Origin of the sequence: Microbacterium sp. NPDC090007, assembly GCF_044748345.1 — a bacterium.
GTDB lineage: Bacteria > Actinomycetota > Actinomycetes > Actinomycetales > Microbacteriaceae > Microbacterium.
In genome coordinates this window covers 100,672-118,977 of sequence record NZ_JBIVFV010000004.1, presented here as the reverse complement: position 1 = coordinate 118,977, position 18,306 = coordinate 100,672, and the positions used below count along the sequence as shown (strand labels likewise).

Below are 18,306 nucleotides of genomic sequence, written 5' to 3'. Positions count from 1 at the left end.
CCGCCTCTCTCACCACCTCCCGCACGGGTGACAGCCGGGATTTGCCTCGGGGCGAGCCGCCCGCCGTGCGGGCGGTGAGCTGCTGCACGCGGAGGTGATGATCCCGCCTGTCGTGCGGGCGGGCGGGCGCGTCTTGCGCACGCGATGCCTCCGCCTGTCCTGGGGCGGAGAGTCGCCGGCATCCGTCGTTCCGTCGATCGGCGGCCCGCCAACCGAGCCCGGTGCCGGAATGCGGGTGCGCCCGACGTTCGTACCGGCCGCGCTCGCGCGACCACTCGGCGTCGAGAATGTGTTGCTACATGTGGGTTCGTGTTGTACTGTGTGGGAATCTTCGAAGGAGATCCCGTGTACGCAATGGAGCGCCAGCAGCTCATCGAGCGCGAACTGCGCGATGTCGGACGCGTCAGCGTCGTCGATCTCGCTCGTCGCTTCGACGTGACCACCGAGACGGTGCGTCGCGATCTCGACCGGCTCGAGAGCCTGGGATCCCTGCGCCGTGTCCACGGCGGCGCCGTCGACATCGGCCGCGCCAGCACCGCCGAGTCACCGCTCACCGAACGCCGCGAGCGGCATGGCGACGCCAAGCGCGCGATCGCGTCGGCGGCCGTCCAGCTGCTCGGGCACGACTTCCGCGGCTCGATCTTCGTCGACGCCGGGACCACGTCCGCCGCCGTCGCGGCCCTGCTGCCCGACGCCCTCGGCGCGGGGATCGGCGGCGTCGAGGTCGTGACCCACTCGCTCGAGGCTGCCCACGTGCTCTCGGGCGAGGAGCGGCTGTCGCTCACCACCATCGGCGGCCGCGTCCGCGGTGTCACCGCTGCCGCCGTCGGCGCGCACACGGTGCGGACCATCGCCCAGCTGCGTCCCGACATCGCCTTCGTCGGCACGAACGGACTCAGCGCCGGATTCGGGCTCAGCACGCCCGACCCCGACGAAGCCGCCGTCAAAGCCGCCATCATCCAGTCGGCCCGTCGCGTCGTCCTCGTCGCAGACGCCGCGAAGTTCGGAGAGGAACTGCTCGTGCGCTTCGCCCAGCTCGACGAGATCGACGTGCTCGTCACGGATGCCGCCCCGCCCGCCGACCTGGCCGAGGCCCTCGCCGACGCCGACATCGAGGTGCGCGTCGCATGATCGTCACTCTGACCGCCAACCCCTCCGCCGACCGCGCCGTGGTCCTGCCGAGCGCGCTCGTCGCCGGCGAGGTGCAGCGCGCCGTGTCGTCCCGAGAGGATGCCGGGGGCAAGGGCGTCAACGTCGCCCGTGTCGTCGCGGCCGCCGGCGTCGCCGCCCGCGCCGTCGTTCCCGTGGGAGCGCACGACCCCTATCGCGTCCTGCTCGAGGACACCGGGATCGCCCTCGACCTGATCGAGGTCGCCGGTCGCGCGCGGGCCAACCTGACCATCACCGACCCCGCGGGCGAGACGACCAAGCTCAACCTGCCGGGCGCCGAGCTGTCGCCCGCCGAGGCCGACGCCCTGACGGCCGGCGTCGTCGCCGCCGCCGAGGGCGCGACCTGGCTCGTCCTGGCCGGATCGCTGCCGCCGGGCGTATCCGCGACCTTCTACGCCGACCTCATCGTCGCCGTGCGCGAGCGCTGGGGTGCGGACGCCCCGCTGATCGCGGTGGATGCGTCGGGCGAGGCTCTCGCCGCCGTCGTGGCCACGGCCCGTCCGGACCTGATCAAGCCCAACCACGAGGAGCTCGCCGAGCTCGTCGGCGAGGACCACACGAGCGACGCCGACACCCTCGCCGACGCCGCACGACGTGCGACGGCTCTCGTGCCCGACCGCGTGGCATCCGCCCTCGTGACCCTCGGTGCCGATGGCGCACTGCTGTTCACCGCCGAGGGCGCCTGGCGCGGACGCGCCCCGAAGATCCGGGTCGCCAGCACGGTCGGCGCGGGCGACAGCTCGCTCGCCGGCTACCTGCTGGCCGCCGTCGAGGGGGCCACCGCCCCCGACCGTCTCGCCTGCAGCATCGCCTACGGCGCCGCCGCGGCGACCCTGCCGGGGACCCAGGCCCCGACACCGGCCGATCTGCCCGCGGGCCCGATCGCCGTCTCCGACTTCGCCACCCCTATCGCTACACACTGACCACGAAAGGTCACCGACAATGTCCGACATCATCACTCCGGAGCTCGTCACCCTCGACGTGCCCCTGGGCACCGACAAGCAGTCGGTGATCCGCGCCCTCGCCGAGCGCGTCGTCGCGCAAGGCCGCGCCCGAAGCGCACAGGAGCTCTTCGACGACGCGTGGGCCCGCGAGCAGAAGGACGAGACCGGCCTGCCCGGCGGCATCGGCATCCCGCACGCGCGCAGCGCGTCGGTCACCGAGCCCACCCTCGCCTTCGCCCGCCTCACCCCGGGCGTCGACTTCGGCGCCCCCGACGGGCCCGCCGACATCGTGTTCCTCATCGCCGCGCCCGAGGGCGCCGACGAGGCCCATCTGTCGGTGCTGTCGCAGCTGGCCCGCAGCCTCATGAAGGACGACTTCACCGGCGGCCTCCGCCGTGCCTCGTCCGAGACCGAGGCCGTGCGCCTCATCACGGATGCCATCACCCCGGCCGCCGAGCCGTCGGTCGCCGCCGCTGCGGCCCCCGCCGCCGCCACGCGCGCCGAGGCCCGTTCCACCACGACCACCGCGACGAAGAAGATCGTCGCCGTGACCGCGTGCGCCACCGGCATCGCCCACACCTTCATGGCCGCCGACGCCCTGACCGCCGCCGGCGCCGAGACCGACGGCGTCGAGCTGATCGTCGAGCCGCAGGGCTCGAGCGGGTACAAGGCCCTGCCGCAGAGCGTCATCGACGACGCCGACGCCGTGATCTTCGCCGTCGACGTCGACGTGCGCGAACCCCAGCGCTTCGCCGGCAAGCCCGTCGTCCGCGCAGGGGTCAAGCGCGGCATCGAGCAGCCGAAGCAGCTCATCGCCGAGGCCCTGGCCGCCGCCGAGAACCCGAACGCGGCCCGGGTGCAGGGCGGTGCCGGCGCGGCATCCGCCTCCGACGCCCCCGTCGCGCAGCAGTCGGTGGGACGCCGCATCCAGCGGTGGCTGCTCACCGGTGTCAGCTACATGATCCCCTTCGTCGCCGGTGGCGGTCTGCTGATCGCCCTGGGCTTCCTGCTCGGCGGCTACGAGGTCACGGCGAACGCCGCGAACGTCATCATCCAGAACTCGCTGTGGGACCTTCCCACCGAGGACATCACGTCGTCCTTCGGCCCGTTGGGTCAGTACCTCGGCTCGGTCGCGTTCATGATCGGCGCGACGTCGATGGGCTTCATCGTCGCCGTGCTCGCCGGCTTCATCGCCTACGCGATCGCCGATCGCCCGGGCATCGCCCCCGGTTTCGTCGCCGGTGCCGTCGCGGTCCTGATGAACGCGGGCTTCATCGGCGGCATCATCGGCGGTCTGCTCGCCGGGTTCATCGCCTGGTGGCTCGGCCGTTTCGACGCCCCCCGCTGGCTGCGCGGCCTCATGCCGGTCGTGATCGTGCCGTTCCTGGGGTCGATCTTCGCCTCGGGTCTGATGATCCTGTTCCTCGGACGCCCGATCGCATCGCTCATGGCCGCGCTCACCGAGGGTCTCACCGGTCTCGCCGCCAGCGGCGCCGGCGCGATCGTGCTCGGTGTCATCCTCGGTCTGATGATGTGCTTCGACCTCGGCGGGCCCGTCAACAAGGTCGCCTACGTCTTCGCCACCACGGGCTTGGCCGCCGCGACCCAGACCAACACCACGCCCTACATGATCATGGCCGCGGTCATGGCCGCCGGTATGGTCCCCCCGCTCGCCATGGCTCTCGCCTCGACGATCCTCGCCCGCGGCAAGTTCACCCCGGTCGAGCGCGAGAACGGCGCCGCCGCCTGGCTGCTGGGCGCCTCGTTCATCTCGGAAGGTGCGATCCCGTTCGCCGCAGCCGACCCGCTGCGCGTCATCCCGGCCTCGATGGTGGGCGGCGCGATCACGGGTGGACTGAGCATGCTGATCGGCGTGCAGTCCTACGCTCCGCACGGCGGCATCTTCGTGTTGTTCGCCATCAACCCGGTGTGGGGTTTTCCGCTGGCGATCATTGTGGGTACGGTCGTGACGGCGCTCATCGTCGTTGCTCTCAAGGGCATCGGACGCAGCACCAAGGATGCGGCCGTCGCCGAGGCGGCTCCCGCCGCGACCGTCGCCGCCTAAGACCCCTCCGGTTCGAAAGGAATCACCATGGCAGAACGTCAGGCCACCATCGCCAGCAGCTCGGGACTGCACGCCCGCCCCGCGAAGCTCTTCGTGCAGGCCGTGCAAGAGAAGAAGGTGCCCGTCACCATCGCCGCCCAGGGCGGTCCCGACCTGAACGCCGGCAGCATCCTGTCGCTGATGGGACTCGGAGCCGGCCACGGCACGGTCGTGACGCTCAAGGCCGAGGGTGAGGGTGCCGAGCAGGCGCTCGACGAGCTCGTCGCCCTGCTCGAGACGGACCTCGACGCGCAGTAACCCTGCGACGCAGAACAGTGGATGCCACGGGCCTTCGGGCTCGTGGCATCCACTGTTTCTCCGGGCGGTGCGACCGGGCGCGGACCGAATCCGGGCCGAACTCCTGCGCAACGCCCGTCTCCGTACCGGTCCGCCGTCGGAAACGACCGCTTCGGGATCGGTTCTCAGGAGTTGTGCACGCCCGGCTCCGGCCCGTGACCCGGTCAGACCTCGACGGAGTCGCCCGGCTTGAGGTCGACGAACGAGCCGCCGTTCTGCTCGACCGCCCAGGTCAGGCGCGCGTCGCCCATCTGCTTGCCCGCGACCGAGAGGGTCATGTCGTGCGTGGCGAACACGCGCTCCGGCTTGACCGCGAGCACGTAGTCGATGGCCTCGCCGATTTTGAGCCAGGGGGCGCCGACCGGGGCCGCGAGCAGGGCGACCTTCTTGTGCTTGGGGACCGCGTACGAGTCGCCCGGGTAGTACAGGGCGTCGTTGACCAGGACGCCGACGTTGTCGACGACGGGGATCGACTCGTGGATGACCTCGTGCCGGCCCCCGAAGAACTCGAGATGGAACGGGCCGAGATCCAGCCGGTCACCCGGGTGCACCACGGTGACGTCGAACCCGGCGGCGGCGTGGCGCACGCCCTCAGGGCCGTAGACGGGCACATCGGGGTGCGCCTTCTGCAGGCGCGTGAGGTGTTCGGGAGTCCAGTGGTCGGCGTGCTCGTGGGTGATGACGACGCCGACGAGGCCCACGAGGTCCTCGAGGGGAGAGGTGAAGCTTCCCGGATCGATGACGAGGGAGTGACCGGCGTCGACGACGACGAGGGCGGCGTGTTCGTGCTTCGTGATGCGCATGCAGCGAGTCAACTCCCGCTCCGCCGGCGGCGGCAAGCGGTGGCGCGTCGGGTGAACATCGCCTAACGGGTCTTCCGCGCGGCGCGCGTTCACGGTACGGTGGCCGGACACGCCCGGGATATCGGTGGCTCGGCCCTGATTTTGCGTGCGCGTCATTCGTGGTGCATACTTGAACACGTTGCGACGCGGCCCCATCGTATAGCGGCCTAGTACGCCGCCCTCTCACGGCGGTAACGCGGGTTCGAATCCCGCTGGGGTCACCAACACGAAGAAGAGCCTCGACCGGATGGTCGGGGCTCTTCTTCGTTGTCGGCGAGATGTGCGGCAGGGCGCCCCGTGAAGGGGATCCGCCGCCGCAGCTCACCCCTCGCGCGCTGCGCGCCGCCGCTGCACCACCCGCCGCACGCCCCACACGATCGCGCCCGCGGCCGCCGCCACGACGATCCAGGGCAGCAGGAACCCCAGCCCGACCACCAGGCCGTTCAGCGTCGCCACGAGCCCGTTCCATCCCGCCGACAGCCCATCGCCGAAGCCCGCCGGATCGGCGGCGACGGCGGGGGAGCGCTCGACGAGCTGCACGCTCAGCGCGGACAGGGCCACCTGCGACTCGATGCTCTGCAGCACCTGACGGTCGCTGTCGAGCTGCGCCTGCCGGTCGGCCAGGGCGGTCTCGGCCGTCACCAGGTCAGCGACGGATGCCGCCTGCGCGAGCAGTTCGGTGAGTCGGGCCACCGACGCCTCGCCCGCCGCGACCCGCGCACGCAGGTCGACGGTCTGCGGGGTGACGTCGGAGCGGGTGACGCTGGTCGCGGTGACCTCGCCGATGTCGCGGAGTCCGTCCATGACCTCCCCGAGAGCCTCGGCCGGCACGCGGACCGTGACGAAGCCCGAACCGATCGCGGGCGCGGCGGCGCCGTCGATCGGCATCACGACCTGACCGCCGCCGATCTGCGACGACTCGACGTAGCCTCCGGCCGTGACGGCCGCCGCGCTCACCGCGTCGATCGCGGTGCGTACGTCGTCCACCTCGACCGAGCTCGAGCCGGTGGCCACGACGTCGCGCCCGGCGGTCGCGGTGGCGTCGGCGGCGCCCGACGACGATCGCGAATCGGAGGCGCCCTCCGGAGCGAGGGGGACCAGCGGCGCATCGCCAGAGGAGACGCCGCCGTCGAACTGCTCCGTCACGCCGCCGCCGGCCTCGGTCGAGGTGCTGGACGCACCGTCTCGGGCGGTGGTCAACCCCGGGCCCACGACGCCCGCGACGATCACCACGGCGGCCGCAGCGGCCGCGCCGCCCCACACGGCGCGCCGGCGCCGGCGGCGTCTCTCGCGCTCGTCGGCGATCCGGGCGAAGACGGCGGTCTCGACGGCATCCATCCGGTCGTCGGTGAGCGGGGCAAGGGTGGGGGTGGTCATGGGGTCTCCGTCTCCATCGCGGTGGCGCGCATCCGGGAGCGGATGCGGGAGAGGCGGTTGCGCACCGTGCCGTGCGACACGCCCAGCGAGGCCGCGGCGGCTTCGTATCCATATCCCTCCGCCGCGCACAGCCGGAAGATCTCGCGATCCAGGTCGCTCAGCCGATCGACCGCGGCGAGGATCGCCGCGACCGTCTCGGCCCGCACAACCTGCGCCTCGACGTCGACGACCGAGGGGACCGCATCGTCGAGCTGCGCGTGCGAACCGTGGCGTCGTCGCGCCCGCAGGCGGTTCTGCGCCTGCAGGCGGCAGACGGTGGCCAGCCACGGCAGCAGCGAATCGCCCTCGAGCCGCAGCGACGGGATCTTCCGCCACGCGACGACGAAGGTCTCCTGCAGGACGTCCTCGGCATCGGCGGTGTCGCCCAACAAGCCGACCGCCACCCAGAACACCGGGCGGGCGTACGCCCGGTAGAGCGACCGGAACGCCGCCTCGGAGCCGCCGGCGGCGCGCGCGACCAGCGCCCTGTCGTCGATCACGTCGTCGGTCATCGGCATCCGTTCGGTCAGGGGCCACGCCCTGCGAGCACTCTCTCACTGAGAGGTGTCCGGGCGCGGCGGATCGTCTCGGGAAAGTCGCGCAATGAGCACTACGTGCACAACCGGCTGCAGGGCCGGGGCGGCGGATAGACTCGAGCGTTTCCCCGATGAAAGGCCCCCGCGATGGAGCTGCAGCTCGACCCGCTCTTCCAGACCATCACGCTGGTGGTGCTCGTCGTCATCCTGATCGCCGATCTGCTGATCATCCTGAAACGGCCGCACATCCCCGCGCCGAAGGAGTCGACGCTCTGGGTGGTGTTCTACGTCACGCTCGCTCTCATCTTCGCGGGCGTCCTGTGGATCGTGGCCGGGGGAGAGGTCGCGGGGCAGTTCGTCGCGGGCTGGCTGACCGAATACAGCCTGTCGATCGACAACCTCTTCGTCTTCGTGCTGATCATGGGGCAGTTCGCCGTGCCGCGCCGCTATCAGCAGGAGGTGTTGATGGTGGGCATCATCATCGCGCTCGTCCTGCGCGGCGCGTTCATCCTCGTCGGTGCGACGATCATCGAGAACTTCAGCCCGATCTTCTACCTCTTCGGCCTGTTCCTGATCTACACCGCGATCCGCCAGGCCTTCCCCGGCGACGACGACGGCGACGCGCAGAAAGAGAACCTCATCGTGCGGACCCTGCGCCGCGTGCTGCCCATGAGCGACTCGTACGACGGCAAGAAGGTCATCACCCGGGTCGGCGGCAAGAAGCTGTTCACGCCGATGATCATCGTCTTCGTCGCGATCGGCGTCACCGACCTGCTCTTCGCGATCGACTCGATCCCCGCCATCTTCGGGATCACCCAGAGCCCGTTCATCGTCTTCACGGCGAACCTGTTCGCGCTGATGGGACTTCGACAGCTGTACTTCCTGCTCGGCGACCTGCTCGACCGTCTGAAATACCTGCACTTCGGCATCGCGTTCATCCTCGCCTTCATCGGCGTGAAGCTCATCCTGCACGCCATGCACGTCAACGAACTGCCCTTCATCAACGGTGGAGAGCCCATCGAGTGGGCGCCCGAGATCTCGACGTGGGTGTCGCTCGCGGTGATCCTGGTGTCGATGGCGGTCGCGACCATCGCCAGCCTGGTGGCGGCGCGCCGCGAGCCCTCTGCCCAAGGAGCGCAGGATGCCGCGGCCGAGGTGGCGGACGAGAAGGGCACCCCCTCGACGGTGCGGCACCCCGAACACGACTGATTGCTCGAGAGACGCCGGCGACGGGCCGAGGCGCCTCTCGGGCGCCCGCCTCGCCCTAGAACGCGCGCAGGTTCGCCTGCAGACCGCCGTCGACGTATTCCTCGCGCAGGATCCCACGACGCCGAAGGATCGGGACGAGGTCGTCGAGCACGCGGTGCACGGTGACCGGATGCAGGTCTCCCCACAGCAGGACGCCGTCGTTGCCCCATTCGCCGAGCTCGTCGATACGGTCGGCGAATTCGTCGGCGGTGCCGACGAACCCGGAGCCGTCGTTCAGACGCCCGAGGCGCGCGTGCGCGGCGAGCAGCGTCCGCAGCGGTGCGTCGGCGTCGTGCGCGCCGATCAGACGGCGGATGCTGCCCTCGGACACGTGCTCGCCGAAGATCGACCGGTCCAGCGGCCTGTCGAGGTCGAGACCGGTCAGGTCGGTCTCGAGATCGCTCGACTGCTTGCGGGCGATGGCCACCAGCGCGTCGTCGGCGGGATTCGCGGATGCCGCTACCAGGCGGTCCGCTTCTTCGGACGACGAGACGAGGACGGGCTGGATCGCGAAGAGGATCTTGATGTCGTCGGCCGCCCGACCCGCCGCTTCCGCGGCGGCGTGGATGCGCCCGCGATAGGCGCGGATGCTCTGCTCGTCCAGGGACGCGAGCGCCAGCTGCACGTCGGAGTTGTGCCCGGCGAACGCCAGGCCGCGCCCCGACCCTCCGGGTGAGACGATCGCCGGCTCGCCGTCGGTGAACGGAAGAGCGTTCAGGGGCCCGTCGAACCCGAAGTACTCGCCGCGGTGGCGGGCGGCATCCAGTTTGGTCCCGTCGGCATAGACCCCCGATTCCTCGTCGGCGACGAGCGCTCCCTCTCCCCAGCTGCGCCAGAGCTGACGGATGCCGTCGAGCCACTCCTCTGCGCGGTCGTACGCCGCGTCGTGCCCGAGCTGCGGCGCGGCCGAGAAATGGCGGGCGCTGCCGGTGTCGGTGACGACGTTCAGGCCCAGGCGATGACCGCTGAGGTGCTGGAGCGTCGCGAACTGCCGGGCCGCCGTGTAGGGCAGGTACGCCGCGGGGTTGACGGTGGGCACCACGCCGAGGTGTCGCGTGGCACCGAACAGGTAGGGGGCGAGCAGCAGGGGATCGTGCTTGGGCCCGCCGAAGGCGTGCCGCACCCGCAGGTCGATCGTCTCGGCGCTGCCGAGCGAGGGGGCGTCCTCGATGATCAGCAGGTCGAAGCCCGCCTGTTCGAGGGTGCGGGCGGAGTCCTGGTAGAGCCCGGGCTCGGTCCAGCGGTGGTTCCACCGCAGGTACGGATGCCCCCAGCCGTGCGGGCCGAAACCGCGCGCGAGGAACCAGCCGAAGTGCTGCAGCCGGCTCACAGGACGACCGTCTCGCGCTCGGCGACGGGCACGCCCACGAGGGCCTGCTCGAGATCGGCGAGGATGTCGGCGACGTCCTCGATCCCGATCGACAGGCGGATGGTGCCGGGGAACACACCCGCGTGCTCGCGCTCGGGGACCGACCGCGCCGCGTGCGAGGTGCTCTGGGGGTGCAGGACCAGGGAGCGCACGTCGCCCAGGTGCGTCATGTGGGTGATCAGCCGCACCGACTGCACGACGTGGCGGGCGGCCTCGAGCCCCCCGCGCAGGGTGAGCGTGAACACCGAACCGCTGCCGCCGTGCAGGTACCGCCCGCCCAGCTCGTGGTGGGGGTGCGAGGGCAGGCCGACGTAGTCGACGCGTTCGACCTCGGGTCGCTGCTCGAGCCACGTCGCGACGGCGAGCGCGTTCTGCGACTGCCGCTCGACGCGCAGGCTCAGCGTCTCGATGCCCTGGCCGATCAGGAACGCGTTCAACGGCGACGGGGAAGGGCCGAACCGCGGGGCCACGCTCTCGCGGATGTAGGCGCCGCGCGCCCGGCGCCCGTGCTTCTCGGCGAAGCTGGCGCCGCCGAGCCGGTCGGCCTGCACGAGGTGGGGGAACAGGTGACCGGATGCCGCCGCGTCGAAGCGTCCGTCGTCGACGATGACGCCGCCCAGCACCGCGCCCTGCCCGGCGAGGAATTTGCTCGCCGAGTGCACCACGATCGCCGCGCCGTGCTCGAGAGGGCGCAGCAGGTAGGGGGTCGTGAAGGTGCTGTCGACGACGAGGGGGATTCCGCGTTCCGCGCCGATGCCCGCGACGGCCGCGACGTCGAGGACGTCGTTGCGGGCGTTGGAGAGGGTCTCGGCGAAGAGGGCCTTGGTCCGCGGGGTGATCGCGGCGCGGACGGCGGCATGGTCCGAGACGTCGACGAAGGTCGTCTCGATCCCCAGACGCGCCAGGTTGTCGAGCAGCAGGCCCCGGGTGCCCTCGTAGATGTGTTCCGACACGACGACGTGGTCGCCCGCTCCCGCGAGGGCAAGGAGGGCGACCGTGACGGCCGCCTGTCCGCTCGAGACCAGGACCGCCTGATCGCCGCCCTCGAGCGAGGCGAGACGTTCTTCGACGGCGTGGACCGTCGGGTTGCCGGTGCGGCTGTAACCGAAGCCGGCGCCGGTGCCGAAGTGCGCGGCCGACTCGTCGAGGTCGCTGAAGGTGAAGCCGGCCGTCAGGTAGATGGGGGTGGCGCGTGGCGTCGCCGGCGAGGTCGCGGAGCCGGCGTGGACCTGACGGGTCGAGAATCCGGTGTCGTCGCCTGCGGTCATGGGCGCGCTCCTTCCTGCGGTGTCGGACGGATCCGTGCGGTGGGTCCGGTTCCGAGAGAGGTGTTCGGGTCGGGACAGACTCGCACGCGCGCCGTCCGGGCGACGAAACGTGCGGCGCCGTGTTACGCGAGGAGCCCCGTCGCACCCGGTGGTATCGTGACCGGGTGCGGATCGCTCGCCTCCTCCTTAGCGGCCGCGACGAGACCTTGTTCTAGGCCTTTCTCGTCGCGGAGTTCGTCGCGGGCCCACACCCCTTCCGAGGAGAAACGCCAGACATGAGCACCCCATCGATCGACGGCATCCATATTCCGGATCGCCCGCGCACCCTGGCCGAGAAGGTCTGGGACGACCACCTCGTGGTCAAGGGCGAGAACGGACAGCCCGACCTCATCTACATCGACCTGCACCTCGTGCACGAGGTGACCAGCCCCCAGGCGTTCGACGGTCTGCGCGGCGAGGGTCGTCCCGTGCGCCGCCTCGACCTGACGATCGCGACCGAGGACCACAACACCCCGACGCTGAACATCGACAAGCCGATCGCGGATCTGACCAGCCGGACGCAGATCGAGACGCTGCGCCGCAACGCCGACGAGTTCGGGGTGCGCATCCACTCGCTCGGCGACAAGGAACAGGGCATCGTCCACGTCGTCGGTCCTCAGCTCGGACTGACCATGCCCGGCATCACGGTCGTGTGCGGCGATTCGCACACGTCCACCCACGGCGCCTTCGGCGCGATGGCGTTCGGCATCGGCACCAGCGAGGTCGAGCACGTGCTCGCGACGCAGACGCTGCCGCTCAAGCCCTTCAAGACCATGGCGATCACCGTCGAGGGCGAGTTGCGGCCCGGTGTCACCGCGAAGGACATCATCCTCGCGATCATCGCCAAGATCGGCGCGAACGGCGGTCAGGGCTACGTGCTCGAGTTCCGCGGCAGCGCCATCCGCTCCCTCTCGATGGAGGGGCGCATGACGATGTGCAACATGTCGATCGAAGCCGGCGCGCGCGCGGGCATGATCGCACCCGACGAGACCACGTTCGCCTACGTCAAGGACAAGCCCCACGCCCCGCAGGGGCGGGACTGGGACGAGGCGGTCGCGTACTGGCGCACGCTGCCCAGCGACGAGGGCGCCGTCTACGACGCCGAGGTGTTCCTGGATGCCGCCGAGCTCGAGCCCTTCGTCACCTGGGGCACCAACCCCGGGCAGGGCGTGTCGCTGAGCGACGTCGTGCCGACCCCTGCCGACATCGTCGATCCGAACGAGCGGGCGGCCGCCGAGCGTGCACTGGAGTACATGGACCTGGCGGCGGGCACCCCGATGAAGGACATCCCGGTGGATGCCGTGTTCATGGGCTCATGCACTAACAGCCGCATCGAAGACCTGCGCGCCTTCGCGGGCGTCATCCGGGGCCGCACCAAGGCCGAGAACGTCCGCGTGATGGTCGTTCCCGGCTCGGCGCGCGTGCGCCTCGAGGCCGAGGCCGAGGGGCTGGACAAGGTGTTCGAGGCCTTCGGCGCCGAGTGGCGCTTCGCCGGATGCTCGATGTGCCTCGGCATGAACCCCGATCAGTTGGCCCCCGGGGAGCGCTGCGCCTCGACCTCGAACCGCAACTTCGAGGGGCGCCAGGGCAAGGGCGGTCGCACCCACCTGGTGTCCCCGCTGGTGGCGGCCGCGACGGCCGTGCGGGGAACGCTGTCGAGTCCGTCGGACCTCGAGCCGCCGACGGACGACGGGGCCGCCCCGGCGGGCTCGGGGACCGAGGCCGTTTCGACCGGGGCGGAGGCCTGACATGGACACGTTCACCACGCACACCGGTGTCGCCGCCCCGCTGAAGCGATCGGCCGTGGACACCGACCAGATCATCCCCGCGGTCTACCTCAAGCGCGTCACCAAGACGGGCTTCGACGACGCCCTCTTCGCCAACTGGCGCCAGGACCCGGACTTCATCCTGAACCAGGACGCCTACCGCTCGGCATCCGTCCTGGTGGCCGGTCCCGACTTCGGAACGGGTTCCAGCCGTGAGCACGCCGTGTGGGCGCTGCGCGACTACGGCTTCCGGGTCGTGCTGAGCCCGAAGTTCGCCGACATCTTCCGCGGTAATGCCGGCAAGCAAGGCCTGGTCACGGGCGTCATCAGCGAAGACGAGGTCGAGCAGATCTGGGCGATCCTCGAGGCGAACCCCGGCATCGCGATGACCGTCGACCTCGGCGCCAAGACCGCCACGGTCGGCGATTGCGCGACAGGCTCGGGGCCCCACCTCCAGGTGTCGTTCGAGATCGACGATTACACTAGGTGGCGGCTTCTCGAAGGGCTCGACGACATCGGGCTCACGCTGCGTGACGAAGACAAGATCACGCGGTTCGAGGCGCGCCGCGAGGCATGGCGGCCGCGGACCCTCCCGGTCCGCTGAGCCCGATCGACCCGATCGGGTCGTTCTGCCGCCCCTCGTCCACGAAGTGAGGTCCACCCCCCTATGAGCACACTCGTCACCGATTCCGGAGACCAGAACCCCGGACAGCCGGACTGGGAGGCGGCCGAGACCCTCACCATCCGCGGCGGGCGGCCCCTGCGCGGCACCGTCGAGGTGAAGGGCGCGAAGAACCTCGTGACCAAGGCGATGGTGGCGGCCCTGCTGGGCGAGACCACGAGCACGCTGCGCGACGTCCCCATGATCAGCGATGTCAAGGTCGTGCGGTCGCTGCTCGAGGTGCACGGCGTCACGGTGACCGAGGGCGACGAGGAGGGCACGTTCCACCTCGACCCCTCGGGCGCCGTCGCCGCGCACTTCGAAGAGATCGACGCGCACGCGGGTGCCTCCCGCATCCCGATCCTGTTCTGCGGCCCGCTGCTGCACCTGCTCGGTGAGGCGCTGATCCCCGATCTCGGTGGATGCCGCATCGGCGACCGTCCGATCAACTTCCACATGGACGCCCTGCGCGCCTTCGGCGCGGTCGTCGACAAGAGCTACGAGGGCATCCGCATCACCGCGCCGAACGGGCTGCACGGCGCGAACATCACGCTGCCGTACCCCAGCGTCGGTGCGACCGAGCAGGTCCTGCTCACCGCGGTGCGCGCGAAGGGCGTCACCGAGCTGCGCAACGCCGCGATCGAGCCCGAGATCATGGACCTCATCGCCGTCCTGCAGAAGATGGGCGCGATCATCTCCTACGAGCCCAACCGCGTGATCTTCATCGAGGGCGTCGACCGGCTCGTCGGCTACGATCACCGCGCGATCTTCGACCGCAACGAGGCCGCGTCGTGGGCCTGCGCCGCTCTGGCCACCGACGGCGAGATCTTCGCCAAGGGCGCGCGCCAGCAGGACATGTTGACCTTCCTCAACGTCTTCCGCAAGGCCGGCGGGTGGTTCGACGTGCGCGAGGACGGCATCCTGTTCCGTCGCGGTGACGCGCTCAAGCCCGTCATGGTCGAGACCGACGTCCACCCCGGATTCATGACCGACTGGCAGCAGCCCCTCATCGTAGCGCTGACGCAGGCCCCCGGCACCTCGACGGTGCACGAGACGGTCTACGAGAACCGGCTCGGCTTCACCGCGGCGCTGAACAAGATGGGCGCCGACATCGTCGTGCACCCGAAGGGCCTCGACAGCGCCGATCGCCGCGTGCCGCGTCGCGATCTCGAGCAGGCGGCCGTCATCAACGGTCCGACGCCGCTGCGCGGCGCCGACGTCGAGGTCCCCGACCTGCGCGGCGGCTACAGCTACGTCATCGCGGCCCTCGCCGCCGAGGGCGAGTCGACGGTGCGCAACATCGGCATCATCCGTCGTGGCTACGAGAAGTTCCTCGAGAAGCTCACGGCCGTCGACGCCGACTTCGACGTCGTCGGCTGAGCCCGTGGCCGCTTCGCCTGAGAAGAGCCGGCCGAGCGCCTTCTGGCCGCTCGCGGCGATCATCGTGCCCGTGACGGGACTCTTCGCACGCATCGAGATCCGCGGCGCCGAGAACCTCCCGCGCGAGGGGGCGTACGTCCTCGCCCCCAACCACAACTCGGAGTTCGACCCGGTGATCGTCGCGGTCGCCGTGTGGCGGCTGGGCCGCGCCCCGCGGTTCATGGCGAAGGAGAGCCTGTTCGCGGTGCCCGTCCTGGGCGCCGCGCTGAAGGCGACGGGAATGGTGCCGGTGCCGCGCAGCTCGACGAGCGCGAACCAGTCGATGAAAGCGGCCGAGCAGATCGCCCGCGACGGTCGCGGCGTGATCGTCTATGCCGAGGGCACGCTGACGCGCGATCCCGACCTCTGGCCGATGCGCGGCAAGACCGGAGCCGTGCGGCTCGCCCTCGCCGGTGGCCTTCCGCTCATTCCGATGGCGCAGTGGGGTGTGCAGCAGATCCTGCCGCGCTACGGCAAGCTCCGGTTCCCCCGGCGCGCGCACGTGATCGTCGAGATCGGCGAACCGATGGACATGACCGCCTACGCGGACGCGCCGACGCAGCCCGCGACACTGACGAGGGCGACCGACGCGATGATGAACCGGATCACGGCGATGCTGTCCAGCATCCGGGGCCTGCCGGCTCCCGCACAGCGCTGGAACCCGTCGCAGCACGGGCAGAACGAGACGGGCCGCCTTGAGTCGTAAGAACGCCGCGCCCGTCCCGGGACCGAAGGTCGCGGTCGTCGGCGCCGGCAGCTGGGGCACGACCTTCGGCAAGATCCTCGCCGACGGGGGAGCGAGCGTGGTCATGTGGGCCCGCCGGCCCGAGCTCGCCGCCGAGATCACCGAGTCCAAGCGCAACAGCCGCTACCTGCCCGGTGTCAACCTGCCGCGGTCGATGACCGCGACGACCGACCTCGCCGAGGCGCTGCGCGGCGCGGAGCAGATCTACCTCTCGGTGCCCAGTCAGTCGCTGCGCGAGAACCTCGCGGCGATCCGGCCCCACGTCGAAGACACCGACGTTCCGCTGGTGTCGCTCATGAAGGGCGTCGAGAAGTCGACCGGGCTGCGCATGAGCCAGGTCATCGAGCAGGTGCTCGAGTGCGATCCGGCGCGCATCGCCGTGGCATCCGGTCCGAACCTCGCCCTCGAGATCGCCCGCGAACAGCCCACGGCCGCCGTGATCAGCTCGCTCAGCCCCGAGACCGCCGAGGCGGTGGCCCGGCGCGCGCGCAACACGTACTTCCGCTCGTTCGTGAACACCGACGTCATCGGCACCGAGTTCGGCGGGGTGCTGAAGAACCTCATCGCCGTCGCGATCGGGATCGTCGACGGGGTCGGATACGGCGAGAACACCAAGGCCTCGATCATCACCCGGGGTCTGGTCGAGATGACCGACTTCGCCGTGGCGCAGGGCGCGCAGCCCGAGACCCTGCAGGGGCTCGCGGGCCTCGGCGATCTCATCGCCACGTGCCAGTCGCCGCTCAGCCGCAACAACACCGCCGGGCGCCTGCTGGGGCAGGGGTACGGCTTCCAAGACGTGGTCGCACAGATGAACCAGACGGCCGAGGGGTTGGCATCCGTCGCCCCGGTCCTTCAGCTCGCGAAGCAGGTCGGCGTCGACATGCCCATCGTGCAACAGGTGAAGATGGTGCTCGACGGCACCATGGATCCGCGCGACATCGCGCCCCACCTGACGACCGACGACGACCAGCCGCAGGGCGAGAGGACGCAGAATGACCAGACCGGTGGTGGTGGTGCTCTTCGGCGGGCGCTCCAGCGAGCACTCGATCAGTTCCGCCACGGCGGGCGGGGTCCTTCGCGCGATCGACCGTGACCGCTACCGGGTGATCCCGGTCGGCATCACCCGCGACGGCGCCTTCGTCCTCGAGGACGACGACCCCGACAAGTTCGCGCTGCGCCCGGAGGCGCTGCCTGAGGTGGTCGACAACGGCACGCGCGTGCGTCTGCCCGATTCGACGCTCTCGCGCGAATGGACGGTGACGGATGCCGAGGGCGAACGCTCCCTCGGGCACGTCGACGTCGTGCTGCCCATCCTGCACGGCCGCTTCGGCGAGGACGGCACCGTGCAGGGCCTGCTCGAGCTGCTCGGCATCCCGTACGCCGGCGGCGGAGTGCTCATGTCGGCGATCGGCATGAACAAGAACGTCACCAAGCGCGTGCTGCGCTCGGCGAACGTGCCGGTCGTGCCGTGGGTCGCCGTGACCCGCGCCGACCTCGATCGCGATCGCGCCCTGTGGGAGCGCCGCATCCGCGCGCTCGACCTGCCGGTGTTCGTCAAGCCGAACGAGGCCGGATCCAGCGTGGGCGTGACGAAGGTCTCGCGCTGGGAGGATCTGGATGCCGCTCTCGACACCGCCTTCGCCGAGGACGCCCTGGCGCTCGTCGAGAAGGCGATCGTCGGCCGCGAGGTGGAGTGCGGGGTGCTGCCCGGTCGGGACGGGGGGCCGATCCGAGTGAGCGTCGCCGGTGAGATCGTCGTGACGGGCCGGGACTTCTACGACTTCGAGGCGAAGTACCTCGACGCCCCCGGGGTGGAGCTCGTCTGCCCCGCCGACCTCGGCGACGGTGAGCTCGCCGAGATGCAGCGCATCGCCGCGCAGGCGTTCGAGGCCATCGGAGGCGAGGGTCTCGCGCGGGTGGACTTCTTCTACACCGGTGCCGAGTTCTACGTGAACGAGGTCAACACCATGCCCGGTTTCACGCCGATCTCGATGTTCCCCACGTGCTGGATCGCCTCGGGGCTGTCCTACCCCGACCTGATCAGCGATCTGCTGGAGGCGGCGCTCGACAAGGGGTGACCCCGGTCGCCGGGAGCCGCGTGCTCCGGCCGGCCGCGGTGGGTGTGTGCACAACGGCGGGGTTTTTGCTCGGCGCTCCGCGCGGTGGGGTCGTTCGCCCGGCGTGTCGCGCTCGGCGCCCGCCGTTGTGCACGGGCGATGGTTGACCGCGGCGACCCGTGCGTCGCGGAGGTCTCCGCCGCGGCGGGGTGTGCACAACGGCGGGGGTTTGTGCGGCGCGGCGGGCGGTGGGGTCGTTCGGCCGGCGTGTTGCGCTCGGCGCCCGCCGTTGTGCACGGGCGGTGGTCGACCGCGGCGGCCCGTGCGTCGCGGAGGCTCCCGCCGCGGCGGGGTGTGCACAACGGCGGGGATTTCGTGCAACGCGCCGTGCGGTGGGGTCGTTCGGCCGGCGTGTCGCGCTTGGC

Annotated in this window: 16 protein-coding genes and 1 tRNA gene; 12 read left to right on the top strand and 5 right to left on the bottom strand. The window is 70.8% G+C overall.

The genetic code is table 11. The features are described 5' to 3' along the window. Window positions 1-345 precede the first annotated feature (345 nt). The 4 genes from ACIPVB_RS13660 to ACIPVB_RS13645 are packed head-to-tail and all read left to right on the top strand — an operon-like array spanning window position 346 to window position 4,476. Window positions 346-1,131: a DeoR/GlpR family DNA-binding transcription regulator gene (locus ACIPVB_RS13660; RefSeq protein ID WP_400369589.1), complete on the top strand. Its 786-nt coding sequence runs from the start codon at window positions 346-348 to the stop codon at window positions 1,129-1,131. Next, complete coding sequence (locus ACIPVB_RS13655; RefSeq protein WP_400369588.1) at window positions 1,128-2,093, top strand: hexose kinase; 966 nt, start codon at window positions 1,128-1,130, stop codon at window positions 2,091-2,093. Before ACIPVB_RS13660 ends, ACIPVB_RS13655 begins: the two co-directional genes overlap by 4 nt. 19 nt (window positions 2,094-2,112) lie before the next feature. Further along, window positions 2,113-4,179, top strand: coding sequence for a fructose-specific PTS transporter subunit EIIC (locus ACIPVB_RS13650; RefSeq protein ID WP_400369587.1), 2,067 nt, complete (start codon window positions 2,113-2,115; stop codon window positions 4,177-4,179). 27 nt (window positions 4,180-4,206) lie between these two features. After that, window positions 4,207-4,476 (top strand): HPr family phosphocarrier protein, encoded by a 270-nt coding sequence (locus ACIPVB_RS13645; protein ID WP_108319101.1) that lies wholly within the window; start codon window positions 4,207-4,209, stop codon window positions 4,474-4,476. A 203-nt stretch (window positions 4,477-4,679) separates the two neighbouring features. Here ACIPVB_RS13645 and ACIPVB_RS13640 read toward each other — a convergent pair whose 3' ends face one another. Further along, window positions 4,680-5,318: an MBL fold metallo-hydrolase gene (locus ACIPVB_RS13640; protein WP_400369586.1), complete on the bottom strand. Its 639-nt coding sequence runs from the start codon at window positions 5,316-5,318 to the stop codon at window positions 4,680-4,682. 187 nt (window positions 5,319-5,505) lie between these two features. Between ACIPVB_RS13640 and ACIPVB_RS13635 the strand changes: the two genes are divergently transcribed. Then, window positions 5,506-5,581: transfer RNA gene (locus ACIPVB_RS13635), tRNA-Glu, on the top strand. A 97-nt stretch (window positions 5,582-5,678) separates the two neighbouring features. Here ACIPVB_RS13635 and ACIPVB_RS13630 read toward each other — a convergent pair. Both ACIPVB_RS13630 and ACIPVB_RS13625 read right to left on the bottom strand, forming a co-directional pair. Further along, on the bottom strand, window positions 5,679-6,734 hold the full coding sequence (locus ACIPVB_RS13630) for a DUF4349 domain-containing protein (protein WP_400369584.1): 1,056 nt from the start codon (window positions 6,732-6,734) through the stop codon (window positions 5,679-5,681). Beyond that, on the bottom strand, window positions 6,731-7,285 hold the full coding sequence (locus ACIPVB_RS13625; RefSeq protein ID WP_400369583.1) for an RNA polymerase sigma factor: 555 nt from the start codon (window positions 7,283-7,285) through the stop codon (window positions 6,731-6,733). The genes ACIPVB_RS13630 and ACIPVB_RS13625 overlap by 4 nt, the downstream gene beginning before the upstream one ends. Window positions 7,286-7,456: 171 nt before the next feature. Here ACIPVB_RS13625 and ACIPVB_RS13620 point away from each other — a divergent pair, with 171 nt between their 5' ends. Further along, on the top strand, window positions 7,457-8,518 hold the full coding sequence (locus ACIPVB_RS13620) for a TerC family protein (protein WP_400369582.1): 1,062 nt from the start codon (window positions 7,457-7,459) through the stop codon (window positions 8,516-8,518). 55 nt (window positions 8,519-8,573) lie between these two features. Here ACIPVB_RS13620 and ACIPVB_RS13615 read toward each other — a convergent pair whose 3' ends face one another. Together ACIPVB_RS13615 and ACIPVB_RS13610 are read right to left on the bottom strand one after the other, a co-directional pair. Continuing rightward, window positions 8,574-9,887 (bottom strand): LLM class flavin-dependent oxidoreductase, encoded by a 1,314-nt coding sequence (locus ACIPVB_RS13615; RefSeq protein ID WP_400369581.1) that lies wholly within the window; start codon window positions 9,885-9,887, stop codon window positions 8,574-8,576. Continuing rightward, window positions 9,884-11,194, bottom strand: coding sequence for an O-acetylhomoserine aminocarboxypropyltransferase/cysteine synthase family protein (locus ACIPVB_RS13610; protein WP_400369580.1), 1,311 nt, complete (start codon window positions 11,192-11,194; stop codon window positions 9,884-9,886). Before ACIPVB_RS13610 ends, ACIPVB_RS13615 begins: the two co-directional genes overlap by 4 nt. 275 nt (window positions 11,195-11,469) lie before the next feature. Between ACIPVB_RS13610 and leuC the strand changes: the two genes are divergently transcribed. The 6 genes from leuC to ACIPVB_RS13580 all read left to right on the top strand — a co-directional run bounded on the left by leuC (window position 11,470) and on the right by ACIPVB_RS13580 (window position 17,902). Further along, window positions 11,470-12,981, top strand: coding sequence for a 3-isopropylmalate dehydratase large subunit (gene leuC, locus ACIPVB_RS13605; protein WP_400369579.1), 1,512 nt, complete (start codon window positions 11,470-11,472; stop codon window positions 12,979-12,981). Window position 12,982: 1 nt separating this feature from the next. Beyond that, entirely contained in the window at window positions 12,983-13,603 is a 621-nt protein-coding gene (gene leuD / locus ACIPVB_RS13600; RefSeq protein WP_400369577.1) for a 3-isopropylmalate dehydratase small subunit, read from the top strand. A 63-nt stretch (window positions 13,604-13,666) separates the two neighbouring features. Further along, window positions 13,667-15,040: a UDP-N-acetylglucosamine 1-carboxyvinyltransferase gene (gene murA, locus ACIPVB_RS13595; protein WP_400369576.1), complete on the top strand. Its 1,374-nt coding sequence runs from the start codon at window positions 13,667-13,669 to the stop codon at window positions 15,038-15,040. A 4-nt stretch (window positions 15,041-15,044) separates the two neighbouring features. Beyond that, the gene (locus tag ACIPVB_RS13590) at window positions 15,045-15,785 is read left to right on the top strand and encodes a lysophospholipid acyltransferase family protein (RefSeq protein WP_400369575.1); all 741 of its coding nucleotides are present in this window, start codon (window positions 15,045-15,047) and stop codon (window positions 15,783-15,785) included. Next, window positions 15,775-16,917, top strand: coding sequence for an NAD(P)H-dependent glycerol-3-phosphate dehydrogenase (locus ACIPVB_RS13585; RefSeq protein WP_400369573.1), 1,143 nt, complete (start codon window positions 15,775-15,777; stop codon window positions 16,915-16,917). Before ACIPVB_RS13590 ends, ACIPVB_RS13585 begins: the two co-directional genes overlap by 11 nt. Then, a complete protein-coding gene (locus ACIPVB_RS13580; protein ID WP_400369572.1) occupies window positions 16,817-17,902 on the top strand; it encodes a D-alanine--D-alanine ligase family protein in 1,086 nt (361 codons plus the stop codon). The genes ACIPVB_RS13585 and ACIPVB_RS13580 overlap by 101 nt, the downstream gene beginning before the upstream one ends. Window positions 17,903-18,306 lie beyond the last annotated feature (404 nt).